Here is a 26362-nt window from a genome sequence, read left to right on the forward strand (position 1 = left end):
AACATTAAATAAATCCTTGCGTCATCCGCCCAATGACCATCAATTAGATCTAAATACAGTCAGAGCAGGCGGCTCATGGCGCAGAGCGCGGGCGCGCCATACAACAAATCCCAGGGCTCGGTCCATATGGGAAATTCACCATATTGCCGCCGCTGTTCAAAACCTTTAGCTCAAAGCCTTCTTTTGCTTGGTTGCCTGCTTCTGAGCAGTGAGGACCATGCTAACAACTACTTGGCGGAGTTGACTGTCCATGCCCATAAGGGCCACCACAGCACGATCAATATCCGGGTCCGTAACCCGCGTCGGCTCGCCACCCATGAGCAACTCGTTAGGGCTGATGTCGAGCGCGCCACAGATCCGAAGCAGCGTGACGAAGTCGGGTTCTCGGGAATCGGACACGTACCGGGCGTATCGGGGCTGGCTCAAGCCCAGGCGTTCGGCGACCTCGGCGTCGGTTAGACCCAGCGCTTTCGACCGCGCGCGCAATCTTTCCCCAAATCCCTTCATGCTGAGATTAGTGGCGCCCGGGCCGTCGACGCGCTATTACCGAATTGGCGTTCCCGAAGATGCCAGATCGGTATTTTCCCCATCGTCTCCTTGCGCGTTTGAGCCCATGACCGCCCCTGCGCTGACACATCCGCTGACACCCCGGGAAGCTGAATGCCTGCGCTTGCTCGCCCGAGGCGAAAGTTCCAAGCAGATCGCCCATACGCTGGGGTTGAGTTCCAGGTCTGTAGATGCCTACCTGGGTAGGGCTCGCAAAAAGCTTGGCGCCCGCAATTCCACGCATGCCGCCGTCATCGCCTCGAAAGCGGGCCTGTTGATCGAGCCCTGAAAGGCGGTAACGCCGCCAGGCCTATGATCCCCATTCCAAAATAGCGAAGTCGAGACGACGACCTCAGGCCGCCGTGCGCCGGAGATTGCCATGCCTATGCCACCCTCTCCACGAGAGTTGAAATGCCTGCATCTCCTGGCTCATGGCAGTTCGCCGAAGGAGATCGCATACGACCTGGATCTGAAGGTCATTTCCGTCAATCTGTACCTGTCCAGAGTCCGCGCGAAGCTTAATGCTAAGTCGCTGCCGCACGCCGTATTTCTCGCCTCTCGGCAGGGTCTTTTGCGGTGACCTGGACTTTGCCCGGCCGCTGCTGGGCGCATTCTCTTAAGCGCCCAAGCCAAAGAATTCGCGGTCCACCATCTGCTATCGGCACGCGCCGGTACGCCGAATGGCCCAGGCGACAGCCAACTCGTGCTGAGCCCCGCCAGAAACGGACATCATTCACTCTGGAAGGAAGACCATGGTTCCCCCCAATATTAGGCGCAGTGCAATCGAGATGGCCGGAAAATACAGTCGGATTGCCCGGGATCTTGAGTTGTTCTCGCAAGGAATTTCGCCGTCATCAGCGGAAATTTCTAAAGCACCTCTACTCAATTCCTACCGAATCACCAGGCGTGAATACGACATATTGGCCGGAAAATCCTATGGCCACCCCTTAATTGAGGACGGCCCTATATTTACCAGCCAGCTAATTATCTTTAACCGCGAGGATGGCTGGGCAAGGACTTTGTCGCGGTACTATCGCCTTGGGGAGCCTGCCGAGCCCAATCAGGCGACCAGCCGCCCTTAAACTGACGCCATCATACGCAAGGTAAGCCAGCCCGGATTTTCGCGGCAGCTATGTACGCGCGCGGAAATCCGGCTCGGCCAGCCATCTGCCTGGAAACCCAATCATGACCGACCGGAAGATCCGTCTGGCAGTGATGTCGGACCTCCACAATGAATTCGAGGCGGCGCAAGGCTCCAGAAGACCGACCGCGGCCTGGCTGACACTGGATGAGGGCCGCAGGCGCATCCCGGGCCATCCAACGATAGGGCCGCTACTGGATGGCCTAATCGGCGACCAGATCGACCTCGTCATTCTCGCCGGGGACATCAATGTCGGGGTGCGGGGCATCGAATATGCCCGAGAGGTGGCACAGCTTATCGGAGCGAAGACCGTCTACGTGATGGGCAATCATGAAGCTTACAACGGCCGCGACCTGGACCTGCTGGCCGAGGAATTCCGGAACGCCGCGGATGCGACGACAGGGTCGGTGACTTTTTTGGAGAACGAGGTCGCGGTGTTCGATTTCGACGGTCAACGCCTCTATGTCCTTGGCTGCACGTTGTGGACTGACTACGCGATGAACGGCTCCGATTCGGACGACATCGCGCACTCGATGGAACGTGCCGGAGACAGCTTAAACGACCATGTGCGGATTTCGGTGAATGGGCAGCCGTTCACGCCGTACCTGGCCAGGAAGAGGCACCTGGCAAGCCGGGCCTGGTTGGCGGAGGAAGTGAAACGCATCCGGGCCGAAGACGGCGAAGACGCCAAAATCCTGATCGTCACGCATCACGCCCCAGTCAGGGGCGCAAGCGGACCGCAGTACGTGGGCGATCCGTTGTCACCGGCATTCGCCAGCGACCTGACGGAGGAGATAATTTCCTGGCGGCCAGTGGCCTGGATCTTCGGGCACACGCATTTCAACATGGACACCCAGATCGGCGGCACTCGCGTGGTGGCGGCTCAGCGCGGCTACCTAGGCTACGAGCCTGGATCTGAGGAATTCCGGCCCAAAGTCATTGAGGTCTAGCGACTGAGGAGAAACTGATGCGACGCCCCATCGTGGCGGTGGGTGACCCCCACGGGGATTGGCAGCCGCTGCTCGAAGTGTGCCAGCGTGTGCGCCCCGCCGCCGTTCTGATAGTCGGGGACTGTGACCTGAGCCGCCCACTTCGGGAGACGCTGGCGCCTTTGTGGGAGGCTGGCATCCGGGTCCGTTATGTCATTGGGAATCATGACGTCGACAGCCCAGCCTGGTTTGCCAACCTGGTCGAGGACCATCCAACTGGGAACCTCCACGGCCGCGCCGAGGAAATAGAAGGTGTGACGGTCGCCGGATTGTCGGGAATCTACAGCGCGAAGATTTGGTTCCCAAAATCCGCTGATGAGAATCTGGGCCCGTTCTTCTGGTCGCGTGGGGAGTGGCTGCGGAAGCATCCGCACCTCCAGCGACAGCGCGACGTTGGCGCTCGGGATGGCCGTGGGTTACCCATCAAATATCACGGCCTGATTTTTCCGGAAGATCACGACCTACTGGCGGAAATCGGGCAGGCGGAAGGAGCCGATATCCTGGTTACCCACGAGGCGCCGCCAACGTATCGGTATGGCTTTCGGGGGATCCAGCAGGCCGCGGAAGCCTGCCGTGCCAAGCTGGTCATCCATGGACATCATCACCAAAGCTATGAGGGCGTCCTACCCAACGGCTGCAAGGTCCGCGGCTTGGCAAGAGGCGAGCCTTGGGTCGTGCAGCTCTGATGTGCGCAGTGCTTTGGTGAAGGCTTACTGACATTCAGGGTGAGTTGCTGGCCGATATCGGGTTGGCCGTCACGACGGCCTACTTCTTGGTGATGGGGCGCTCGCCAAGAGCTGGTCTATCATCATCAGGAGGCATTGCGAGCAGCAGTATTGGTTCATGTGTTGGGGGCCAACGTGATGTCGGCCGCGTTCGGCTGGAAAGCCAACAGGGAGCGGTCGTTGGGCTTCTTGATCATAGTGGCGGCCGATGTCGCGGATGAGCGAGGTCACCTTCGCCACCGTCATGGCCTTCTACAGCGCGCTGACCGCGAGCATGGACCTCCTGACGGGCGCCATTCCCGCGTCCATCTGCATCTTCTTCATGGTGCTGGTACTGGACGGTAGAGAAGCGGCCCTGATATGGCGCCGCGCTGTCACCGGGCTCCTATGGTTCCTACTGACCGGCCTGCTGTGCTTCGCCCTAAAGATGGCCTTCGTGATTGGCGTTTGGGGCTGGGGTGAGCTGAAGCCCTTCACCGACGAGTTGGCTGTTCGGATGGGGCACAGCGTCGACCTGTCGGCGCCAGAGCAGGCGATGTTGGCGCCCTATGGCATCACCAGCGAAGTGCTATCCAATAGCCGGGGGCTGGCCGCCGCGTACGCTTTCGCCAAGGTGGCCTACATGATGCCCATGATGGCCTGGGGCGCCCGAGGAGTCGGCATCCTGGCATTGGGGACATCTGTGATGATGGCAACCATCGCCCTGGCCATCAGCGGTTGGCGCTTGGATCTGGCGCGGCGCACCCGGTGGCTTCTCCTGCTCGGGGCCTTCCTGGTGGTGCCGGTCTGGTACGTCGTGTTCGCCGAGCACACCATCAAGCACGCCTTCTTCATGGTGCGTATCGTAGTGTGGTCCATTTTGGTGGCCGGGATATCTGCTGGAGCGACGATTCACTCGATTAGCGGCTATCGTTCCCGGTAACTAAAGGCAAAGCTCTTTTCTGCCCGCAGCCACCACTGTCGCGCAGGAAATTCACTCCAGCATAAGGCCGAACAATCGAACTGATACGATGGGTAATGGACACAGAATTTGCATCACAATGGTGCAAAGCCAGCTACTCAACAGTGTCCAGCACTTTACCGGAAACGGGAAAAGTCCCGGCATGGCCGGGACTTAGTGCAGGTTTTACCACATGGAATAATTGGGTAAGATAACCGTGCAAAAGATTCCCCCTATCAAGATCACATCAAGACGGATAACTTAGTTATCTTACTTGATGTTATCGTGAAACGCCCCCTTGCCGTTACAGGTCACAAGACAGGACCATTCTTCAGCCGATCAGCATATTGGTAAGTAATCAATGCGCCTCTGGGTGTTTCTATCCAGGCATCTTCTTCATGAGAAATCTCGACGATCCGTGTTGCACTATCGGCCGCAAAATGGGTTCGGACCTTCTCAAGAATTTCGACCTCCTCGCCGGAGAGAGTACCACTTGGCACTTGAGGTCCTTTTGCAATCACACCAGAGATGTATGGACCAATGATCTGCTCTTCGTAGGTGACCGCACCAATTTCACTCAGGCCCGAGTACACCATTTCATACAAATGAGGGACAGGACCCAGGTTAATGGCTGCGTAGCTTAGCCCCGTAATGCTCTGTCCATTTTTTCGGAAACAAAGGAAATCGGCATAAAACATAAGCTTGTTCAGCTTAGTCTTTGGCGTTCCTCGGTCAGCCAGAATCGCAACAGCTTGTCCCAGCCGCTGAAAATCGAGAGCTCTCCCTCCAATCATCAACTTCGATGTCCCGCGTATCTGGCGGGCAAAGACTGATAAAATCGATGGAAGTGCGGATTCGTTTTCCGATACTTTCTCGACACGCCTAGCTTGGATGGATTGGTTTTCATGGAACGCGACCTTCGATATTTCGACGATCTCTTCCGGAACCGAATGTTTGGTATTCTCTTCAAACCACGGAGCCACCTCCGCCAAACGCCATAGAGGGGGCTCTGAAGAAACCGTTGGCGATGGGAAAGCCACATTCACCGACTTGATCTCACCCGATGCATATTTTCTCAGATTCTGGCGAGTAGTATCCAAGATTTCTGCAAGATCAGTAAGGTTGACGAGGTCTGGCCCAACCTCAAGTAAGATGGCCCCTGGAAGCGCTCGATAAGAGTCAACTATCGCAGACTCAACGGCATCCCCGGCGGTTTCTGCCTCTCGATTGAAATCGAGCACAATCCGTCCTGGCCTGCCTATTGAAGCAGTGGCATCATCACAGCCACTCTCAAGCAGAGCTTCGAGATAGTTCGCACCATCCTCATCCGAGGACGCAAGGCGAAACGTTAGGCAGAATTCAAAATTCTTCATCTTTACCTCCGTCCACCTGCCTCAAGGATTCAGTTTTGTGCATTTCCTTACGCCCTTGATCAAGTCTTTCGCATGATTCTGCGGACTACGCGGCGTACAATTGACCGACCTCCGGCAGTAATCACCACTGCGGCAGGTGGTGTCGTTGAATGGGCACAGTAACTCGCCATAAATTGGGCTTCCTTTATAGACCAATCTCCAGCCAAGATTTACCGCCTCTTCAATTACAGCTTGAATTTCCTTATTTTGGTGCCTGGGGGCCATGTGGATTTTCCGTAGAGATAGGCCAAAAACTGTCAGTTGTCAAGTGACAACCAACCCAATTGAGAAGGGGCAGCAATGCAAAAAGCTTCGCGTCGCACAAGCCCTAGCTAGAGGGAGCCTACACCGATTGGCATGAAAGCGCCGACGTAGTCCATTGATAATTATAATAAAATACACTAAAATAGTGTGGTTGCGGCAGGGGAACAGCCAGTGCAAATCAGGTCTACCGCCCATTTCCATCTCAGCAAATTGACTAACTACCAAAGATTCAATTCTGAGGCGGCGTCGTTTATAGCAGCTCTCATGAGATTGAAAAGAGCGATTTGTCCCCAAGTTTTCCTTGTTCTCATCGGCCGGGCCCACGCCTTAAGCCCGCAGCAAACGACGGCAGGCCTATCAGCGGCTGATCCACATGGCCATATCTGCACATTGCGTTGGGCCGTGGCATTCCCCGGCGAACCGTAAGCGGATGTAGTCGTGCTAGCCGGGAATATCTGGATTAAAGGATGGCAGTGCTGTTGGAAATACTCAGGAGGCATTGGGCATGCCCGTGATCATGGCTCCCGCTAACCATGAGTTCTATGGCAAGGCAGTCGATACCGCCGTCCCTACGCTGAAGGTTGCCGCTACCACCAAGGACATCTCGATGCTCGACGATGAGGTCATCGTGGCGGGCACTCGGTTCCTGGGCACCGCCCTTTGGTCTGATTTTCGTATGCGCTGTTTTGCCCCCACGTCGTCCGGCATGCCATGATATGCGACGATCGGGCCTGTCGAAGGAGGCCCGGTTGGGGCGCGGATCGTGGCGCGGCGTCATGGAATGCATCGAAACCAGTTGTATGCGTGGTGCCAGGAACTTCGCGGCGGGAAGAAGGTGGCAGGCGTCACGTTCGCGCCCGTGGTCGCGGAAGGGATGGCGGCGCCAATGGCTCCGGGTATCGAGATCGCCTGCGCGGGTGCCGTGATTCGTGTGGGCAGTGATACCGATCCAGCTCTTCTGGTGCGGGTACTGCGAACGCTGAAGCGACTGGGATGATCATTCCCCCGTCGGGCATCCGGGTTCTGGTGGCGATACGGCCGGTGGACTTCCGGCGCGGTGCCGTTGGCTGGGCTGGCTTATGGAGCGTGAGCAGCCTCTGGGCGCCGGATTTCCAACGACGCACAGTGGGTGACAGAGTCGCCATCCGTGGGGTCGGTGAAGCGTTCGGTGACTTGAATCCGCGTGCCGTACAGATAGATCAGATCGGCCAGCAGCAGAGACACCTGGTCCGGCTCGGACGCGGTGATCAGCAGGGACATCGATGGCGTCATTCTCTCCTCCGATCCGCATGTCAGGAACGTCACGGGGATAATGTTCTTCTTTTGTTCTTATGTCAACGGAACGACGCCTAGCTCGCCCACGCAGATAATGTGGTTCAGTAGAGCCGGTCTCACGGCCCATAGCCCGACCGCCAGGAAGCGGACAGATAGACACAGGCTCATTCGATGGACATCATCACCGGGGATGGAACGGGAGAATCCATGAGACGACGGATATCGGGGATCGGGATGCTGGGAGCCATCGCAGGCCTGTTCACCTCGTCGGCAGGTGCAATAACGCCCGCCTCGCGAGAGCAGTTGGTCTGCGGAGCGTCATCGATGATCCGGGGCGAGGTTGTTGAAGCCCGGAGCAAGGACTGCCGATTGACCATGCCCCCGAACTCAACATTCTGCGTTCCAACCGAGTTGATCCACCTAAAGGTCCGCGTAATAGAAGTCATGTCCAATAGCCAGGATGAAATACACCAGGGCGACGTGCTCGATGTCGCCTCCTCTGTAATTTACTCGCACCCTATTTGGGTGAATGGCTCCGATATATCTGAAATCGATTATGATAATGGCATGCGCAAGGTTCCAGATACCGGGAAGCCTTTAACCGACGACCTGGTCACCGAGGCATTTGTTGGTAAGGAGTTCAATTTTGGCATCGCGCCGCAGAGAACCAGCACGCGTGAGAGATTCTGGGTAAAAATGTGGAAGCCAGACGGGGACGTGCCCGTGATGTGGGAGACAACCTGCGCCCATAGCTCATGGCGCCCAAAGCCTCACCCCTGAGGCGTTCCCCTCACATGACTTGGCCGCCTTCCGGTACCTTGGCGAGCAGTAGCTGATCGACGGCATGCAGGATGCGTTTAGACAGCAGGTACTGGTCCATGTCACCCGCCGCTAACCACTCATCAGCCCGCGTGGCGGCAAAAATCGGGGCATCGGCTCCGTGCTGCTTCACCAGCACGTTGGCTGCCAACCATACGTCGCGATCGCTGATCGAATTGACCATCCACTCCCCCAGGCACTACTGACCGTTTCTCGTCGCTCGCATGCCACCTTGCAGGGCCTCGGCCTCGCACACAAAGGCTCCCTGCTTGGTCGCCGCATACCAGCGCTGCCCCTTGAAGTGGAAGACGCCGGTTTGGGTGTTCACCCACACCACCACGTCCTTCGGACAATGAGCCGCTGCCGACTGCGCCGTCTGGAACAGCGCCACAGCACCCGCCACCGATGCCGTGGCGCCGGTGAACAACAGTCCAACCGCCAGCAGCACGGCGGTGATCATCAGCCTGACCTGATGCACCCTCTCGCTCTTCATGATCGCGCCCACTCCATCGCTTGCATTTATGAAGCTCAACGCTACCATCTTCCGCGTGCATAGCCTGACGCGGAACTCAACGATGCGCTATATTACCCTGATCACCGCCGCTATCTGCGGACTGATCTTCGGCTCGACGGCGGAAGCCCGCAGCCATGGCGGTGGGCACAATGGGCATAGCCATACACACAGCCATCGCTCCTACAGCCATGACCATTACGTTCGCCCACACGTGACGAAGCGGGGCACCTACGTCCACGGCCACATGCAGACCAATCCGAACAAGACGCAGAACGATAACTACTCCACGAAGGGCAATGCCAACCCGTATACCGGCCAGCCGGGAACGAAGTCACGCGACGGCCAGACGCCCCACTAACAGCGGGCCCAGAGCGTGATCAGCATCTTCGTCGCCGTCACCGATTTCGACTGGTATCGGTATCTCGCTGCTCAGCCAGGTCTGGAAGAGGTCAACTTCTGGCAACCTGGCGGCAAGACCGCCTTCAAGGCCCTCAGACCAGGTGAGTTGTTCCTGTTCAAGCTCCACAGCCCGCGCAATTTCATCGTGGGCGGGGGCATATTCGGGCACGCCTCTTTCCTTCCGGTTTCCATGGCCTGGGAAGCCTTCGGCCACAGCAACGGCGCTACATCACTTACGGAGATGCGAACCAGGATAGCGCGCTATCGCCGGGAACAGCCGGATCATCGTCAGGATTATCAGATCGGTTGCCGCCTGCTCGAACAGCCCTTCTTCTTCCCAGAGGATCAATGGATCCCGGTCCCGCCGTCATGGTCTCCCAACATCGTCGTCGGCAAATCCTTTTCGGCCGACGACGATGATGGCCGCTTCCTGTGGGATGCTGTCCAGGATCGCCTCCAGGGCCTCCCCATGGCTGCGCCGCGTACAACCATCGATGACGACGCGCCCACCGCTAGGTACGGCGCCCCCACATTGATCACGCCACGCCTGGGACAGGGTACGTTCCGCGTCGCTGTTACCGACAGCTATGGGCGCCGGTGTGCGGTGACCGGTGAGAAGACGCTGCCTATCCTCGACGCCGCCCATATCAAGGATTTCGGCGAAGGCGGCAATCACACTGTGGACAACGGCCTCCTGCTTCGAACCGACATCCACCGCCTATTCGACCGTGGCTACGTCACCGTCTCCGACGATCACCGGTTCGTGGTCAGCCGCCGCCTAAAAGAGGATTTCGACAACGGACGGCACTATTACGAACTCCACGGGACCCCTATCAGGCTGCCCGACTCCCCCCTTGCCCAGCCCTCAGCAAAAGCCCTTCACTGGCACTGGAATAACCGCTTCCTTGGCTAGTTAGTGCAGCTTCTTAGAAGCATGTCCGATATATTAACTATAAATGCAATGGAAAAACACATGAGCGACCAGAGCAATACCCAAGAAATCTCCAACGATAGAAGCCTACTAGGCTTTCTTAATAAAAACCCATCCGTAACTGGTATCATCGCGTCTGTCATATCTCTAGTCGGAATATGGATCGGCTCACTCAATGTGAGCGAACAGATAGAAGAAAATAGAAGATTATCTATTGAGCAGCGCGACAATGACATGAAATTTACTGCTGCCGCTCTGCAAAGCGAGCTTCTTTCTGCATGCACCACGCTGAGATCGTACATAGCGACCTACTCAACCATAAAGGCCTTAATACTCGTAGGGAAAATTGATAGTGCATCTACAGTCTTTGACCAAATAAATTACATTAGCTTCGATCAACGCGTATATGATGCCAATGTTAACAAAATTGGGATGATAGATCCCTTGATATCCGCAAAAATTATCGAAGCCTACACGGCAATGTCGAGAGTATCGACAAAGCCACCAATTAGCGGGAACTCCCCAGCATTTGCCGAATTTGTCTCCAAACACCTAGATTCCATGAAAGAAATGCATAACTCTCTACGTATCGTAACCGATGATATATCCAGTACATATCTTATCAAAAAATATGTCACAAAAGAAAGAATGGCGCCATGTCAACCCCTAGACCAGAAATAAGAATAGCACTGACCGTTCGCTGAAGAACACTTAACGGCGATATAATTAGTAAATATATTATATCGCCGTAAAATTCTCATCGGATTCATTCACATCATCCGGATCGGGTTCACGCAGGCGATCTCGGATAAGCCTCACCATCTGATCAGTCGCTAAGTCAGATTTAAGCTTGTGCCGTTGGTGACTACGAAAGACGATCAGGGACCGTACCTCCCCCAGGAGAATCAGTCGATTGTCGACGCCCGCCTCTCGGGCGAGGCCATTGGCAACATCTTTACAGTCCATACAGATTGACACCCGCTCCGGATGAATACCTAGATAATCGAGGCGTGCATGCAACGTGCGGCTATTCGAATAACGAACGATCTTTTTGGGAACGCGGCCGCAACAGGGACAAGCCCACCCGGCTGGCAGGGCTTTCCATTCTGCTGATGCGGTAAGGAACTCCTGCACACGCACCTCGGGCGGAAGCGATAGACGTGAAGTGATCTTCCTCCAATTATTGGTGGCTTGATATCCTGTTCTCGTAGTACAAGAATGCTCCATCAGGTCAAAGTTTCGGATATTTGCCAATCCTAGGCCGTCTAAAGCATCACGCGCGGCCTCGTCCACGTCTTCACGACTGGGATGCTTCTCCGCAGATCGCCAATGCACGCCATCTTTCAAGAATTTTAAATAAAAATTTACGATATCCATTCGTGCTTTTATTGTCGGCAATTTACAGCGCTCGGCAAACACTCGAAGTGCAGCATCATTGTCGATCTGATGGAGGCTATTTGGTTTAGCTTTTATAAAAGAACGGATTTCATCTACGGAAAAAGAAAAATATTCCATAACTGTGGATACGGATTCTGGGTCGGAATTCGCAAGCGATAACGCTATAACTTGTTTCGCTTTTCCGTCAGCCTGATTGCAGGCCTCACATATTACGACATTCTCGAAAGCGACAAGAGTAGGGTAGAGCCGCTCTGCGACATCATGATTAACATTCCCGTTTTCATTCCACCTAGATCCCAAGGACTGCACGAAGCTTCTGTTTATGAAATCGATAAAATGATCATGGTGGCTGGCTACTTTTGCAATCAAAATACCGGAGGAATTCTTATATGCTATCTCCTTTTTTTCGCGATTACAACACGGACATTTCCAATTCTGAGGAAGTGATGCCCAATTATAATTAAGCTCAACCCCTTGCGCGTCTAATTTTGACACTATGTTTTCGGTGGTGATCGACCAGTAACCATCAAAGTTATCAGCCACCAAACCAGTGCTGTATTCTGGTTTCAGTTCTTGTATTATACTCCGAAGAGCTTTTCGCTGTGTGCGAATATGGCTTATTAATTCGAGACCACTATTAGCGACAATTTGGACGCCATTCTGGTGAACGTGCCCGCTTGACAGTCTGTTGTCGCCAATCATAGCTGGTCTCCGCCACTAACTTTAAGCAAGTGCTGGCTAAAGCGTTGAGTGCGTTTAACTTCCTGCTGGATTGTGCCCCACATCTGCTTTTTTGCAACGACCTAAAGTCTGCCCGCGATCCTAGGGGGCTCCGTACTCAGGAAACGGCGACCACTCCAGGTCACTGTTATCCGGCGTGGAAAAGTGCCCCAGTTATCGGGGTTGGATGCACCCAAAATTGACCCACCCCGCTTGTAGTTCAGGCTGCCCGGACGAGAGATTGGCCGGGTGGGTGGGGGATGCTGATCGTGGAGACGATAGGGCGTATCCGTCGTGATTTCCTGGTCAAGGGTCGCGGCATCCGTGAGATTGCGCGGGATCTGAATCTTTCCCGGAACACGGTCCGGAAGATCCTGCGGTCAGAGGCGACGGAGTTCCGGTACGAGCGGACGACGCAGCCCCAGCCGAAGATCGGCCCGTGGCGGGAACGGCTGGACGCGCTGCTGCTGGTGAACGAGGGCAAGGCAGCGCGTGAGCGGCTGACGCTGGTGCGGATTTACGAGGAGCTGCGGGGGGCTGGGTATGACGGCAGCTATGACGCCGTGCGGCGGTACGCCCGTTCCTGGCAGAAGGCGCGGGGGGCGTCGCAGGCGGCGGCCTATGTGCCGTTGAGCTTCGCGCCGGGGGAGGCCTACCAGTTCGATTGGAGCCACGAGGTGGTGCTGATCGGCGGGGTGACGGTCACGGTGAAGGTGGCGCATGTCCGCCTGTGCCACAGCCGGATGCTGTTCGTGCGCGCATATCCGCGCGAGACGCAGGAGATGGTGTTCGACGCTCACGACCGGGCGTTCGCCTTCTTCAAAGGGACCTGCACGCGCGGGATCTACGACAACATGAAGACGGCGGTGGATGCGATCTTCGTGGGCAAGGAGCGGGCCTACAACCGGCGCTTCCAGCAGATGTGCAGCCATTACCTGGTGGAGCCGGTGGCCTGCACCCCGGCGGCGGGGTGGGAGAAGGGCCAGGTTGAGAACCAGGTGGGCCTGGTGCGGGAACGGTTCTTCACGCCGCGCCTGCGGGTGGCGAGCTACGAGGAGCTGAACGGCTGGCTGCTGGACCAGTGCGTCGCCTACGCCAGGGCGCACCGGCATCCTGAGCAGCGGGACCGCACCGTCTGGGAGATGTTCGAGGCGGAGCGGCCCAGCCTGGTTGGTTACGTGGGGCGCTTCGACGGCTTCCACGCCACCCCGGCGTCGGTGTCCAAGACCTGCCTGGTGCGGTTCGACCACAACAAGTACTCGGTGGCGGCCAAGGCGGTGGGGCGCCCAGTGGAGGTGCGTGCCTATGCCGACCGGATCGAACTGCGCCAGGACGGCCAAGTGGTGGGGACGCACGCGCGCTGCTTCGGCCGCGACCGCACCGTCTACGATCCCTGGCACTATGTGCCCGTGCTGGCGCGCAAGCCGGGAGCCCTGCGCAATGGCGCGCCCTTCAAGGACTGGGTGCTGCCCACGGCGCTGGACCGGGTGCGGCGCAAACTGGCGGGCAGCGACGACGGCGACCGGCAGATGGTCGACATCCTGACGGCGGTGCTGAGCGACGGCCTTCCGGCGGTGGAGGTGGCCTGTGCCGAGGCGCTGCGCGAGAACGTCCATTCCGCTGCCGTCATCCTCAACATCCTGGCCCGGCGGCGGGAAGCGGCGGCGCCGGCGCCCATTCAAACGCCCGAGACACTGCGGTTGCACCACGCGCCCGTGGCCGATTGCGCCCGCTACGACACCTTGAGGAGGGTACAGTGATGGGGGACTATCAGGAATTTCGTGCTCGGCGGGGTCATAGTGAGGAAGAAGGAGACCCACCATGGCCCGACGCAAAGAGCCAGTTATCCCTGACGCGATCCTAGACCAGTTGCTTGCCGGGGCGGATGCCAAGACGGCGTTTGACCAGAACGGCCTCCTTGATCAGTTGAAGAAGGCGCTGACGGAACGCGCCTTGAAAGCGGAACTGGATCATCATCTTGCGGATGATGATGGCGGCAACCGGCGCAACGGCTATGGCCGAAAGACGGTGCTGACGGATGGTGGCTCGGTTGAGCTGGCCATACCCCGGGACCGGACAGCGACATTCGATCCGCAATTGATCGGCAAGTACCAACGGCGCTTTCCGGGCTTTGACGAGAAGATCATCTCGATGTACGCGCGGGGCATGTCGACGCGGGAGATCGTGGGGCACCTGCGGGAACTCTACGGCATTGAGGTGTCGGCGGACCTGATCTCGACGGTGACGGACGCGGTGATCGAGGAAGTAACGGCCTGGCAGAACCGGCCGCTGGAGGCGATCTACCCGCTGGTGTTCCTGGATGCTATCCGGGTGAAGATCCGGGATGAGAGCTTGGTGCGCAACAAGGCCATCCACGTTGCCATCGGCGTGCGGGCCGACGGCACCAAGGAGGTCCTGGGCCTTTGGATCGAGCAGAACGAAGGCGCCAAGTTCTGGCTACGCGTCCTGAATGAACTGAAGAACCGGGGCGTTGAAGACATTCTGCTGGCCGTGGTCGATGGCCTGAAGGGCTTCCCCGAGGCGATCGCCGCAGCCTATCCCGAGACCATCGTGCAGACCTGCATTGTGCATCTGCTCCGCCACAGCATGGAGTTCGCCTCCTGGAAAGATCGCAAGGCCGTCGCCGGTGCCCTGAAGACAATTTACGACGCCGTCGATGACAAGGCGGCCGAGGCCGCGTTGACCGCCTTCGAGGTCGGGCCCTGGGGCGAGAAACACGCGGCCATCGGCAAGGCCTGGCGCCGGGCGTGGCAAGAGGTCATTCCGTTCTTCGCGTTCCCGCGCGAGGTCCGGCGGATCCTTTACACTACCAATGCCATCGAGGCACTGAATTCCAAGCTGCGCCGGGCGGTCCGCGCCAGAGGGCACTTCCCCAATGACGAGGCGGCCCTGAAGCTCCTGTTCCTGGTCTTGAACCGCGCGGAGAAAGATTGGAAAATGCCGCCGCGTGAATGGACGGCGGCGAAGGCCCAGATGGCCGTCATGTTCGGCGAGCGGTTCTCGAAGGCGATGAGCGCCTGATCGTGAAACCGACCCCGCCGAGCACGAAATTCCTGATAGTCCCAGTGATGGAGCGCCCGGAAATCCTGGCCGCCATGGCCGAGCTGAAGCTCTACGGCATGAAGGCGGCATACGATGAGGTCATCGCCACGGCCATCAAGCGCCAGCATGAGCCCCAGCGCATCGTCGGCGACCTGCTGGGTGCGGAGATCAGCGAAAAGCAGGCCCGCTCCATCCGCTACCAGATCACCATCGCCAAGCTGCCCCTGGCCAAGGACATCGACGACTTCGCGTTCGAGGGCACGCCCATCAACCAGACCCTGGTCCGCGACCTGGCGGGCGGCGACTTCCTGGCCCATCAGCGCAACGTCGTCCTGGTCGGCGGAACCGGCACCGGCAAGAGCCACCTGGCCATCGCCATCGCGCGCGCCTGCATCCGGGGTGGGCGGCGCGGCCGCTTCTTCAACGTCGTCGACCTGGTCAACAAGCTGGAGGCCGAGAGCCGCCTGGGGCGCCAGGGGCGGCTGGCCGACCACCTCAGCCGCCTGGACTTCATCATCCTGGACGAACTCGGCTACCTGCCGTTCCCCCAAGCGGGCGGCCAGCTCCTGTTCCACCTCATCAGCCGCCTCTATGAACAGACCTCGGTCATCGTCACCACCAACCTCGCCTTCGGCGAATGGCCGTCCGTCTTCGGTGACGCCAAGATGACCACCGCCTTGCTCGACCGCCTGACCCATCACTGCGAGATCGTCGAGACCGGCAACGAGAGCTGGCGCTTCAAGAACCGCGCCTGACCGCCCTCCCATCACGCCCCCGCCCCGGACCCCACCCCCGCGGGTTCCCCCGGTGGGCGCACAGGCACCTCCCGTCCCCTCCGCTCCGCGCATCGCCGGAGGCGCTGCGCTCCGGGGACGGGGCCCTCCTATGCGCTACCGGGACAACCCGAAACCAAAAACCCCCGGGTCAGTCTTCGGCGCCTATACAGGGTCAATGTTCGGTGCTGATTGACAAGGTCACCTTCATCGACTTTCTGCTTCTGCACCTCGGTCAGCCCCGCCTCGCTGATTTTCCCTGCATAGGCAAAAATTCGCAGGAAGTCGAATTCTGCCCGATAGGGATACATGGGAGCCCGATCTCGAACGAAGGCCTCGAAGGGCTCCTCAAACTGCCGGAGCAGGTCGTTCGACGCAGCGGTATCTGGATTGACGCCACCCTGGGCATAACCGGCGTCGCGGTTGCGCACGCATGCCGCCAGGTCACGCGAGAACCAGATTTTGCAGGGAACCGGTCGGACCTCGTAGATCCCGCATTGCCCCGAGCTATCCAGATAGGGGCAGGCAACCGTTCCACCCGCCCGAGCCCGCTCAACGCTATCGACAGCTCGGCCGACAGCATCGGCGACGGAGCGGTTGATCACCTCCTCCGCCTCCAGCAGCATGACGATATCCAGCAGGGAAAGCCTGAACGACTTCCCGCCGCCGATATCGGATGGCATGTGACAGCAAGTCGAGCATCCTGGACCACACGCCAATCGATTCCCAGGCCTGCTATTGACGTGGGCGTACACGGTCGCGGATAGCCGATTGCTCAGGTCCTGTTGCACGCGCGCGGCGGCAGCGAGTGCCTCATACCTGCTCAATGTCTCCGGGATGGCCCGCAAGCGCTCATGGGCTTCGGACAAGATCGAATCCAAGCCATTCGGCAGCAGCTCAATCGGTTCAACCATGGTAGCTTCAGTCATACGCTTTCAGCCCAGTTCGCCCCCTTGATGGGCACGCAGCTCTTGCCGCCACCCGACCGCGTGACGTTCACCCGCACGGGGGATCCTGTCCTTCATCATCTCGACATGGCTGATCACACCCTCGGTGCGCCCCTGACTCTGCAACGCTTCCAGTGCATCAATGGCCAAGTCCTGTAAACGGCGAAGTGTTTTTCTCCAGAAGTGGCGGGTTAAGAATCCCCAGATGGTTTGGTTGGCCAATTGATTGGATGAGTATCGGTGGCCTTTACGTTTCGGATGGCTTGAAGCGGAGCGGTATTGGGTCTTCGCCGGATGTTTTCGGAGATGAGGTCGGCATGCTGGCGTAGCCTGTAGCTGGCGCTCTCGATCTGCCCAACGGTGGCCGGGTCGCCGGTGTGTCCTCCTTTCAGCGGAATCGCGATTTGAAATGAGGGTCACGCCGCCTTCCTATGCACGCTAATAGCCAAGAAGTTAAGGTTGCAGCCGCCGGAGACGACGCGACCGGCTTGGCGGATAATACCCGCGCCCGGCTGTTCCTGTTAACTATCGTTAAAGTGGAATGCGTGAGGCGATCCACCAAGCCGAATCCAATTAGTCAATTGAAATTAAATGAATTTCTTAATCAGAGGCGTGCCGGATAAATGAATCCCTTATGGGGAAACTCGCCTCAGGAGGCATACATTTTTTTGTTTTCTAGATGCCATCAACACGCTTGCGTTTTGTCCGGCGCTTGCTAAGTTAGCACATACCATGAACATCAAAGGTGTCGGTGGCCGATCTGGTATAGGTCGGCTCCCCTAGCACCAACATTTTGAATTTGGAAAAGCCGTTTTCAGGAACGGTAACGGTGTGCCTATCCCCCCAAAGCCCAACGGCAGAAAGGATTTGATATGGGTGCTCCTGAGATTCGTGGTCCATGGATCGGGGCCACGCCGGATTTAGCTTCGTATGTTCGAGAATTTGTGCGTGATACCCGCTCACCAGAAGGCCTGAGAGGCTTAAGTTTCGAGAAGCCAGCCAACGACCTTGGCTTTACGGCTCTCTATTATTTTGACCTGCGCCCAGGAAAAGGTAAGAAGCGCCCCCGCATTGATTGCGCACTATGTGGAACAAAGAATAAATTCTGGATCGGCCATGTCTTCTTGTTTGAAGATGGTTTTCTTCGTCTGATTGGCGATCGTATATGTGCTCGTCATCATCTTCAGGTGGAGAAATACGAGGCTGAGGTCTATCGTCTTGAGCAGGAGACGAATGAGCGACGTTTTATCAATCGGATGAAACGAACTCTTCCGTTCCTGGATGCCGCGATTAACGAATTGAAGCGCCTTATCAAACACCCGGCGCTCAAGGAACGGGAACGGCTGCTTATGCAATTCGATTCCTATTATCGCGTTTTTAGGGACTCACTAGTTCGTGCGGGCGCCCGTCCAGATCAACAGTTGTCTGTATATCGTCGTGTTCGGGATAAGGCGCAGGAGGCCTTCCGCGCAAGGTCCACGGATGCAGACGATGATTCAGACGATAGCTCAGACGACAAGGAATGGGCAATTTGGACCGAGGTCCCTGAGTATCTCGGCGCAATATCGGGAACCGCATTCATTAACCATCAGATTGATATCGAAGCAGACGCTCGGCAGCTATTGAATGAGTTGCTGGCCATGAGGAAGCTTCGAGATCAATTCCCGGGAGACTATGTCCCGTTTGCCCGCAAGAAATCCCGGATTGATGCGACTATCGCCAATTTGCGCACCTTCATTTCGAAAGCCAGCGGAACCCTTCGGGCTGCCGGTTCTTTTTTTGCTCCTCAAAATCTGAAACTAATCGAACGGTGGTTTAACGACCCTGACCAAAACACCGTTCGCGGGCGACTTAAGGCCGTAAATAGGGGGCTGGTCCTAACCCATACCCTCAAAGGCGAATATATTATCGACGCCTCATACAAGGTTCCCGCAATGAGTCGATTACAAGCGTTCGCAGATGCCGCCATCCCAACTCATGACGATTATCTATAAAGCCTCAACGAAGTTCTCTTAGTTCAACCTAAATGGCGGCGCTTCGCTCGCCGCCATTAAAGCACTGTCAGCAGCAGACCGACCTCGGTGCGTAAATTCCTATAAAATACAAATGGTTCACGCACCTTGGGCCCAGTTTGCCCCTTTGATGGACACGCGGCTCTTGCCGCCACCCGTTCGCGTCACATTCACCTGCACGGGGATCCGGTCCTTCATCATCTCGACGTGGCTGATGACGCCCACGGTGCGCCCCTGGCTCTGCAACGCCTCCAGCGCATCGATGGCCAAGTCCAGGCTCTCGGCATCAAGCGAACCAAAGCCCTCGTCGATGAAGAGCGTGGCCGCCAGCCCACCGTGCCCACCCATCCGGGAAAGCGCCAAAGCCAAGGCCAAGGAAACCAGGAAGCGCTCGCCACCAGACAAACTGCGGACCGACCGGACCTCGTCCCCCATGTCCCGGTCCACGACATGCATCGCCAGGTCCTGGCCCGCACGAACCAGCCGGTAGCGGGGCTTCAAGTCCGCGAGATGGTGGTTCGCCCGGTCGACCAGGATGTCCAACGTGATCGACTGGGCGTGCTGGACGAACCGGTCACCGTTCTTGGAACCCACAGCGCTGTTGACGGCCTGCCAGACATCGAACGTGGCCCGCGCCTCCGCGATCTCGGCCTCAAGCCCAGCCAAGTTCCGCCTGGCCTGAACATCGGTCTGCATCCGACCACGAATGGCCCCGACTCGCTCTTGCCGGGCTGACAGTTCATTGTCGATGCCGGAAATTTGCTGCTGCAGATCCTCTAGCGTCAGCTCCGGAACACCGGCGACCTCCGCAGTGGCCAAGTCACCCTGACGCTCGCGCAGCGCCGCGTGCGCACTCGTCCGCCGGTCAGCCAGTGCCGCCAAACGGGTCCGCAGCGCCTCCACCTCAGCTCGCGGCCGGGATAGGATCTCGGAAAGCTCGGCGGCGGTCAGCCCACCGCTAACCAAAGTCTCGTCCAGGACGCCATTGGCCTCCACCTGCTCAGCCTGGCACTCGGCCAAAGCCGTTGTCGCCCCCGACAGCGCTTGCTTGGCCGTGGCTACCGTCGACTCCGCAGCCTGAACCTTCTGCTGCCCCTCATCCCTGGCCGCAATAGCCGCCACCCGGGCGTCATTGATCCGCGTCCGGTGAACATCCGTGGCCTCGCCGCCGAGAAGCGCCGCCCGTTCACCCCGCAACCGGTTCAGTTCCTCCGCCCGCGCGTCGGCAGCCGCCTTCAATTTTTCGACGCCGCGGAGCAGTTCATCAGCACGCGCCTGTATCCCGCTGATACGCGGGGCGAGCGCCGCCAAGGCATCGTCCGCCACAAGAGCCTCGGCCTCAGCATTTTCTCGTTCAGTCACCAACTCGGCCAGAACCCGACGCACCTCGTCCGCATCCGTCTCCAGGTCGGCCTGGGTCAGGTCCCCAGCCTCCAGCGCCGAGGCGAGGCCAGCATCGATGGTCTCGACGCGTTCCTCAGCCGTAGCAGCAGCCTGCATATGGAGCGCATAGGACTGCCCTTTGGCGTTCGCCTCATCGGAAAGGCGTTGCCGCGTTCCCTGCCGTTGTTCAAGCGCGTCCGTCAGCCGATCTCGCTCGGTGGTCAGGCGGGTGATCGCCTGACGCAATTCGTCCGCCTGCCCAAGCTGGGCCTGGAGAGTTCGCCGCTCCTCGGCAACCTGGCGGCCCAGCTCAAGTATGGCGGTCACAGCACCTGCCGGTCCGGCGGGAAGGTCAGACCGCTCCGCCTTGGGAAGGGTCTCGCCATACAAGCGCTCGGCGGCCTCAGCCCTGTCCCCGGCCTCTTGAATGTTGGTCCGCAACTGCTTGGCCGCGGCTTCCGCCTGCGCGACCTTCCCCTGGGCCCTCGTAAGGAGATGCCGACTTTTCTCAGCACGCTCCCGAGCCGCATCAAGGTCAGCCTGAAGGTCACGAGCCAACTCGGCCAATACCGCGTCGGCATGAATGGGATGCTCCTTGGCGCCACAAACCGGACAAGGCTGTCCTGGCACCAATCCCTTCCTAAGATGCTGCGCGCTATCCGAGACAGCAGCCAATGCACGATCAGTCGGCGCCATCAGCGCTTTGACCTCAGCTTCGGCCTCTCCAATGCCCCGCTCTGCGTCCTGGACCTGCTTCGCTGCGGCATCTCTGTCCGCCTCGGCTGCCGCTAGGGATGTCTGAGCCGTTTGGGCCTGCGTTTGAGCCCTGTCGTAGTCTTCTGACGTGCGCTTCAGGTCGCCCAAAACAGTCAGTTGGTCGCCCAAGGCTTCGACTCGGCGGGCAGTGACCTCGGGAGCTAACCGCGTGAGGCGCTCCTGATGGTCCAAGATGTCGCGATGCAGGCTGGTCCGCGTCGCCTGGTCAGCAACATCCTGCTTCTCCGACTCGCTGAGGGCGGCCCGCAGCTTCTGCACCTCGGCATCAACCACACCAGCCTGCTGGCGAGCTTTATGGGCACTCCGGCGGGCCACATGCCGAACATCGAAGGCTTGGGTGATCTGGTTCCAATTCCGAACCAGCACCGCCGCCTGGGGCCGCGCCTCCAGGACAGCCTGGGCATCTTGCCGCCGGACCTGCGCTTGCGCCCTTTCGGCAATCAGGTCGCGCAACTGCACCAGAGCCTTGGAGTGCTCTTCCCCCGACGCCGCGGCCGCTTTCGCAGCATCGGCGACCTCCTGGCCAGCGCGGACGATGCGGCTGTCGAGGTCCGTGGCCTTGGACCAGATAGGACCGAATTCCTTGAAAACCCGCTCGGCCTCGTTCACGGCAGCCTGCGCTAGGTCCTGCTCTTGTCGGCGGGCAACAGCCTGCTGGGTGACTTGCTCCAAGGTGACCTGCGCTCGCGAAACCTCTCCCGCCGCCTTGGTCACGCTGGCTGCCGCTGTCCTGGCTCGGGCCCACGGAAGACGGAGCGGTTCAGCCTGGTCAATTCGCTCCAGGTCGGCACGATCTCCCGCTGCCTCCACGAGAGCGGCGTCCGCATCGGCCGCGACCCGAACAGCCTCTTCATGCCGCCGCTGAGCTTCTGCCAAGGCCTTATGGCGACCGACATCGGCCTCCAGGACCTGGCGTCCGGCTCGCGCTGCCTCAATGGCCGCCAGCAAAGCCTTCTCTTCGTCGTCAAGGGCCGTGCGTTGCTCTTCCGACAGAAGCTGGTGCTCAGCTCGGCGAGCCACCAACAGGTCGTGATCAGCCTTCGCCTTGCTGTATCGCTCGAAAACGCGAATCGATATGTCGCGGTAGATCTCCGTGCCCGTCACCTTCTCAAGCAGGGCACCACGGTCCTTGGTGTCAGCACGGAGGAAGGCATCGAAGTCTCCCTGGGCCAACAGCACCGTGCGGCGGAACTCGTCGTACGTGAGCCCCGTCAGCGCGGGAACCTTCGCCTCAACAGCTCTCGTCTGACTATCCAGCACCTGGCCATCGGATAGGCGCTGAACGCTGCGCTCGATGTTCTGTAAACGCCCATCCACCCGCCCTCGCGCCCGCCGGGCGATCCAGGTGGCCCGGTAGGCTTCGCCGTCGAGTCCGACGAAATCCACCATGGCATGGCCTTGCGACGCCCCTCTTCGCAGGACCCCGCGCGCATCACGAGCCTTGATCGCCTCGCCACCGGCGTCGGGCACATCCTCATTGCCACCCGTCAGGCCAAAGCGCGGACAATCCCCGTAGAGCGCGAGGCAAAGGGCATCCAGGATGGATGACTTGCCCGCTCCCGTTTTACCCGTGATGGCGAACAGGCCCGCCGACTTCAGTGGCTCAGCGGTGAAATCGATCTCGAACTTGTCGGCCAAGCTGGCGATGTTCTGGCCCCGAATGGCGAGGATCTGCATCGCTTATTCCCCCACCTGGGCATCGCGAAAAGCTGCGAGGTGGCGGGCATCTGGTGGCATGCCGTGCATGTCCTGGAACACGCTCACGAACAGCTCCTCGGGAGAGGTCTCGGCCAAAGACACCGGCGGAGCAGTTTCCGATGCGGCGCGGGCCGCCTGCTCGATCCTGACACCTGCCCGCCGGACGGCATGGCGTTCCAGCACCGTCTCGACTTCAGCCAACAGGTTGGGAACGGGGCGATCCGCCAGGAACCTGAGCCACACGAAAGGGTGACGATCCCGTGGAGCCGACGCATCGAGGTTGAGCGCCGTCAGGACCGCATCCAGGTCAGCCACACTCATCCCACCCCGCTCCGGCAATTGCAGGCAAGGGATGGGACGTGGGAGCGGTCGGTGGGTGGTCGTCACCCCATCTTCCCGGATATCGACCAAGGTGACGCCGTGATCGTAGCCGATCTCCGCCGCCGACAGGGGGAAGGGCGAACCGGAATATCTCACCCGCCCGTCACCGAGGTTCTGCGGCCGGTGGAGATGACCAAGAGCCACGTAGGCGAACGCGGGGTCATAGATCTCGGGAGGCACGGCGTGCTCGCCGCCGATCAGGATGCGCCGCTCCACGCCTTCGGATTCGGTTCCACCGGCACAGTGGAGGTGGCCGGTTGCAATGATCGGAAGTCCGCCTGCGCGGGCCTGTGCCTGGGCAGCCAGTTGCTGATGGAACGCCCGGGTCGCCGCGACGACGGGAGAACCGGCGGTGACTTCAGCACCCAGCGTGAGGCCAGGCAGATCGGCGGCGCGCAGGAAGGGGATAGCCAAAACCATCGCCCGCACCTGCCGACCGGCATCGGCGACCGGGATGAGATGACGGTCCATGTCGACCTGGCCATCCTTCCAGCGCAAGGTACCCAGAGCATGCACGCCGATTACCTGGAGCACGGCATCGGGCGCTTCCAAGCGGCCAGCCGGGTCGTGGTTCCCGGCGATCATCACCGTCGTCAGGTGTGGACGCCGCCGCCTGAACTTGGCCAGCGCCGAGTACAACATGCGCTGGGCATCACCCGAGGGGTTGATGCCGTCGAACACGTCCCCGGCGATGACCAGCACATCGACCGCTTCTTCCTCGATGACATCGGCCAGGTGGTCCAGGAATGCCTGGTGCTCCACCTCACGGGTCCAGCCACTTAGCGTCTGCCCGATGTGCCAATCAGCGGTGTGTAGGATGCGCAAGGTGGTCCGCCATCTTCAGTTCCAGGCCCCAAGGTATTCCACTGCGGTCGCCTGACTGAAAGCACCATATCGAGGTGGGTGGAAAGTATCGCTTATTGACGTCCTGCTGCTACCAAGAGCCTGTTCTATTAGCTATTTTTGGTCGCATCCATACCGTCTTGCGCAGAGCCTCGACCTCGCACACTAAAGCACCCTGCTTGGTCGCCGCGTACCACCAGCGCCGTCCCGTGAAGTGGAAGACACCAGTCTGGATATTCACCCACACCACCACGTCCTCCGGACAATGAGCCGATGCCCACCGCTCCATCTGGAACCGCGCTACGACACCCAGCCATGGCCGCCATGATGCCAGTAAGCAGCAGCCCGATGGCCAATAGCGCAGTGAGGACAGCCTGTTGGGTTTTCGGCGCCCAAATATCCCGTATGCTCCTCTCCGTCGTTGTATTTATAACGCGAGGCGCTATCATCTTAAACGTGCTAAAAAATATGTTTTTCAACGATGCGCTCAATAGTCCCGATTGCCGCCACTCGATGCAGTCTAGTCTTCAGATCATCGGCAGAGACTTTTGGAAGCGGGTATCATGGTGGTCGCTAGAGATAACGTTAACCGTACACCGGCCAGTCAGGCAACAAAACCATGTAATGGGGAGGTTGCCTGCCGAGATAATTTTGAGGTATTGAATATGAGAAATATGTCTCTCAGCCCGACTGCACTTTGGCAACTTACCCCATGCGAATTTAATGAGTGGAGAATTCAGAACGACATACCATTTCTTTTTCAATTCCTACAGAAAAAATTACCTTTATTTGATAAATGGATAGAGCATTGTGGCATAGATTATAATATTTTGATGAAAGTTATCCCGACTGGCGATCTTTTTAAGGGAGACGAGAGAAAGATCATCGTAAAGAAAATTGATCTCACCGGATCTAACATCCAAGTTTACGAATGCTTTTCCGAAAGCCAAAATAAAGTTGCTGATTCCCATATAGGAACAGAACAGGATAATAATGAAATTATCGGGACCATAACTCCATATTTCTTATGGTTGAAATATAATGGTGATCATGGTGGCTATTTCTGTCACGATCAGATGAATAAACAATATTCTAACACATTCGTCTACAATCTTCATGAAATTGACCCGTTAAATAGATCTAAAGCCTTTCTCTTCAAAGAATTCGATGCTTTGAAACTGGGCCAAGTCGAAATACAATCTATGGTTCATATATCTGGAAGAAATCTTGATTTCACGGACATGGATTCCATCACCATAACGGGCGATTTTCATGGCTCCCTTCAGGCAAATATCAGCTATAGTTCGTGCCAAAATATGAAAATTACCGGAGCGCAGTTGGCATTTTTTACATTTTATCAATGCCATATGGATAAAATTGAAATATATGAGTCCCGTATTCAAGACTTTTACTTCTGCTGTGCTGGGAGAATTACAATAACCGCGAAAGATTCCCAGATCATAAAGATGAAATTTAAAGATACGACTGTCGTACCTCTTCTTTATAACTGTGAACTAAGAGAGGTCAATTTCTCTAGCAAAAAAGATGCGCCACCGCATGACACAGCATCTACATATAGGCTATTAAGAATAGCTTTCCAAAATAGCGGCATGCGCCGCGAGGCGTCAGAGTCTTACTACAAAGAAAGGATATTTGAGCGCAAATCTTATTTCAGACCATATTTGGAGCATAGATCCAAATTCTCAGGTATATACAATGGAAATCTCATGGATTTTATTAAAAAATATAAAAACAATATTATAGATAAAAATACATTTCGGAACTTATTGTATAAATATCTTAAGTCCACTTTTAAACTATATACTTTGCCAAAGTATCTATTTCCGTTAATAGCGTTCAGATCTCATTGGATATATTCCATGATTGACTATCTTATTTGGGGGTATGGAGAGCGCCCATCTCGTATTTTCTCTCTGGCCCTGTTTTTGATAATTTTATACGCTTCTGGATATCATTATCTTCCATGGCCCGACGATGAAAAGGGATATCGGATAATATTAGACTGGGTTGACAGTTTATATTTTTCTACAGTCACATTCACCACTCTTGGATATGGAGATATTACTCCAAAGACAACACTGCTGAAGATATTATGTTCCTCCGAATCTCTTTTAGGCGCTGCTACAATGGGACTCGCCGTTGCTGGCTTTTCCAATCGTAGTAGATACTAAACAAATGACGGTGAGCCTGCCGCGAAGGACAAAGAGGCTATCCATTTGCTCGGTGATGGGAACAGCGACGCTGACCTTGCAGCCGAACCCGCAGAGGACACAGCCCTTGCCAAGGCATTCGACCTCGGGAACGTGGAGGGAATAAACTTTCTGCCCGCGCTGGCGTTGGGTCTGCTGCTGACTTTAGTCGCTAGGTCGCGCCAGGGGTCATAGCGGGCCA

At 57.6% G+C, this 26362-nt stretch carries 26 protein-coding genes; 17 read left to right on the top strand and 9 right to left on the bottom strand.

Features of this window, described 5'->3' with window-relative positions; translation table 11 throughout:
* Window positions 1-165 precede the first annotated feature (165 nt).
* Window positions 166-507 (bottom strand): helix-turn-helix domain-containing protein, encoded by a 342-nt coding sequence (locus tag Y958_RS33060; protein WP_088873739.1) that lies wholly within the window; start codon window positions 505-507, stop codon window positions 166-168.
* A gap of 106 nt (window positions 508-613) precedes the next feature.
* Between Y958_RS33060 and Y958_RS33065 the strand changes: the two genes are divergently transcribed.
* The 6 genes from Y958_RS33065 (at window position 614) to Y958_RS20600 (ending at window position 4323) form a co-directional block, all read left to right on the top strand.
* On the top strand, window positions 614-835 hold the full coding sequence (locus Y958_RS33065) for a response regulator transcription factor (protein ID WP_186291374.1): 222 nt from the start codon (window positions 614-616) through the stop codon (window positions 833-835).
* A gap of 96 nt (window positions 836-931) precedes the next feature.
* Complete coding sequence (locus tag Y958_RS33070; RefSeq protein ID WP_369410315.1) at window positions 932-1126, top strand: LuxR C-terminal-related transcriptional regulator; 195 nt, start codon at window positions 932-934, stop codon at window positions 1124-1126.
* Between the two features lie 208 nt (window positions 1127-1334).
* Complete coding sequence (locus Y958_RS33075; RefSeq protein WP_425600688.1) at window positions 1335-1628, top strand: DUF6634 family protein; 294 nt, start codon at window positions 1335-1337, stop codon at window positions 1626-1628.
* Window positions 1629-1731: 103 nt separating this feature from the next.
* Entirely contained in the window at window positions 1732-2637 is a 906-nt protein-coding gene (locus Y958_RS20590) for a metallophosphoesterase (RefSeq protein WP_088873742.1), read from the top strand.
* Between the two features lie 17 nt (window positions 2638-2654).
* Window positions 2655-3362: a metallophosphoesterase family protein gene (locus Y958_RS20595; RefSeq protein WP_088873743.1), complete on the top strand. Its 708-nt coding sequence runs from the start codon at window positions 2655-2657 to the stop codon at window positions 3360-3362.
* A gap of 256 nt (window positions 3363-3618) precedes the next feature.
* Window positions 3619-4323, top strand: coding sequence for a hypothetical protein (locus tag Y958_RS20600; RefSeq protein WP_145727692.1), 705 nt, complete (start codon window positions 3619-3621; stop codon window positions 4321-4323).
* A 329-nt stretch (window positions 4324-4652) separates the two neighbouring features.
* Here the strand turns inward: Y958_RS20600 and Y958_RS20605 are convergent, their stop codons facing one another.
* A complete protein-coding gene (locus tag Y958_RS20605) occupies window positions 4653-5714 on the bottom strand; it encodes a Panacea domain-containing protein (protein WP_088873745.1) in 1062 nt (353 codons plus the stop codon).
* 808 nt (window positions 5715-6522) lie between these two features.
* On the opposite strand from Y958_RS20605, the gene Y958_RS20610 reads away from it, so the two are divergent.
* A complete protein-coding gene (locus tag Y958_RS20610; protein WP_088873746.1) occupies window positions 6523-6732 on the top strand; it encodes a metallophosphoesterase family protein in 210 nt (69 codons plus the stop codon).
* Window positions 6733-6780: 48 nt separating this feature from the next.
* Entirely contained in the window at window positions 6781-7014 is a 234-nt protein-coding gene (locus tag Y958_RS33080) for a hypothetical protein (RefSeq protein ID WP_369410314.1), read from the top strand.
* A gap of 80 nt (window positions 7015-7094) precedes the next feature.
* Here the strand turns inward: Y958_RS33080 and Y958_RS20620 are convergent, their stop codons facing one another.
* On the bottom strand, window positions 7095-7277 hold the full coding sequence (locus Y958_RS20620; protein WP_088873748.1) for a hypothetical protein: 183 nt from the start codon (window positions 7275-7277) through the stop codon (window positions 7095-7097).
* Window positions 7278-7463: 186 nt separating this feature from the next.
* Between Y958_RS20620 and Y958_RS20625 the strand changes: the two genes are divergently transcribed.
* Window positions 7464-8072 carry a hypothetical protein gene (locus Y958_RS20625; RefSeq protein WP_088873749.1) on the top strand — a complete coding sequence of 203 codons (609 nt, stop codon included), beginning with the start codon at window positions 7464-7466 and terminating at the stop codon, window positions 8070-8072.
* A gap of 10 nt (window positions 8073-8082) precedes the next feature.
* On the opposite strand, the gene Y958_RS20630 is transcribed toward Y958_RS20625, so the two are convergent.
* On the bottom strand, window positions 8083-8295 hold the full coding sequence (locus Y958_RS20630; protein WP_088873750.1) for a hypothetical protein: 213 nt from the start codon (window positions 8293-8295) through the stop codon (window positions 8083-8085).
* A gap of 15 nt (window positions 8296-8310) precedes the next feature.
* On the bottom strand, window positions 8311-8604 hold the full coding sequence (locus Y958_RS20635) for a hypothetical protein (protein ID WP_088873751.1): 294 nt from the start codon (window positions 8602-8604) through the stop codon (window positions 8311-8313).
* Between the two features lie 82 nt (window positions 8605-8686).
* Here Y958_RS20635 and Y958_RS20640 point away from each other — a divergent pair, with 82 nt between their 5' ends.
* The 3 genes from Y958_RS20640 to Y958_RS31515 are packed head-to-tail and all read left to right on the top strand — an operon-like array spanning window position 8687 to window position 10636.
* Window positions 8687-8983: a hypothetical protein gene (locus Y958_RS20640; RefSeq protein ID WP_088873752.1), complete on the top strand. Its 297-nt coding sequence runs from the start codon at window positions 8687-8689 to the stop codon at window positions 8981-8983.
* A 15-nt stretch (window positions 8984-8998) separates the two neighbouring features.
* Window positions 8999-9937, top strand: a complete 939-nt coding sequence (locus tag Y958_RS20645; RefSeq protein ID WP_088873753.1) for an HNH endonuclease — start codon at window positions 8999-9001, stop codon at window positions 9935-9937.
* A 60-nt stretch (window positions 9938-9997) separates the two neighbouring features.
* A complete protein-coding gene (locus Y958_RS31515) occupies window positions 9998-10636 on the top strand; it encodes a hypothetical protein (RefSeq protein WP_145727693.1) in 639 nt (212 codons plus the stop codon).
* Window positions 10637-10693: 57 nt separating this feature from the next.
* Here the strand turns inward: Y958_RS31515 and Y958_RS32045 are convergent, their stop codons facing one another.
* Complete coding sequence (locus Y958_RS32045) at window positions 10694-12055, bottom strand: hypothetical protein (RefSeq protein ID WP_186291375.1); 1362 nt, start codon at window positions 12053-12055, stop codon at window positions 10694-10696.
* 278 nt (window positions 12056-12333) lie between these two features.
* Here Y958_RS32045 and istA point away from each other — a divergent pair, with 278 nt between their 5' ends.
* From istA to istB, 3 genes are all read left to right on the top strand, one after another.
* Entirely contained in the window at window positions 12334-13833 is a 1500-nt protein-coding gene (gene istA / locus Y958_RS20650) for an IS21 family transposase (protein WP_088873754.1), read from the top strand.
* A 61-nt stretch (window positions 13834-13894) separates the two neighbouring features.
* Complete coding sequence (locus Y958_RS20655) at window positions 13895-15115, top strand: IS256 family transposase (RefSeq protein ID WP_088871361.1); 1221 nt, start codon at window positions 13895-13897, stop codon at window positions 15113-15115.
* Window positions 15116-15162: 47 nt separating this feature from the next.
* Complete coding sequence (istB, locus tag Y958_RS20660; protein WP_088873755.1) at window positions 15163-15891, top strand: IS21-like element helper ATPase IstB; 729 nt, start codon at window positions 15163-15165, stop codon at window positions 15889-15891.
* A 128-nt stretch (window positions 15892-16019) separates the two neighbouring features.
* Here the strand turns inward: istB and Y958_RS20665 are convergent, their stop codons facing one another.
* On the bottom strand, window positions 16020-16838 hold the full coding sequence (locus Y958_RS20665) for a YkgJ family cysteine cluster protein (RefSeq protein ID WP_145727663.1): 819 nt from the start codon (window positions 16836-16838) through the stop codon (window positions 16020-16022).
* 890 nt (window positions 16839-17728) lie between these two features.
* Between Y958_RS20665 and Y958_RS31525 the strand changes: the two genes are divergently transcribed.
* Window positions 17729-18850 carry a hypothetical protein gene (locus tag Y958_RS31525; protein ID WP_145727662.1) on the top strand — a complete coding sequence of 374 codons (1122 nt, stop codon included), beginning with the start codon at window positions 17729-17731 and terminating at the stop codon, window positions 18848-18850.
* Between the two features lie 117 nt (window positions 18851-18967).
* On the opposite strand, the gene Y958_RS20680 is transcribed toward Y958_RS31525, so the two are convergent.
* Entirely contained in the window at window positions 18968-22705 is a 3738-nt protein-coding gene (locus Y958_RS20680) for an AAA family ATPase (RefSeq protein ID WP_088873759.1), read from the bottom strand.
* Window positions 22706-22708: 3 nt separating this feature from the next.
* Complete coding sequence (locus tag Y958_RS20685) at window positions 22709-23932, bottom strand: exonuclease SbcCD subunit D (RefSeq protein ID WP_088873760.1); 1224 nt, start codon at window positions 23930-23932, stop codon at window positions 22709-22711.
* A 581-nt stretch (window positions 23933-24513) separates the two neighbouring features.
* On the opposite strand from Y958_RS20685, the gene Y958_RS20690 reads away from it, so the two are divergent.
* Window positions 24514-26142 (top strand): potassium channel family protein, encoded by a 1629-nt coding sequence (locus tag Y958_RS20690; protein WP_088873761.1) that lies wholly within the window; start codon window positions 24514-24516, stop codon window positions 26140-26142.
* Window positions 26143-26362 lie beyond the last annotated feature (220 nt).

The sequence above is a fragment of the Nitrospirillum viridazoti CBAmc genome (assembly GCF_000730165.1).
Lineage (GTDB): Bacteria > Pseudomonadota > Alphaproteobacteria > Azospirillales > Azospirillaceae > Nitrospirillum > Nitrospirillum viridazoti.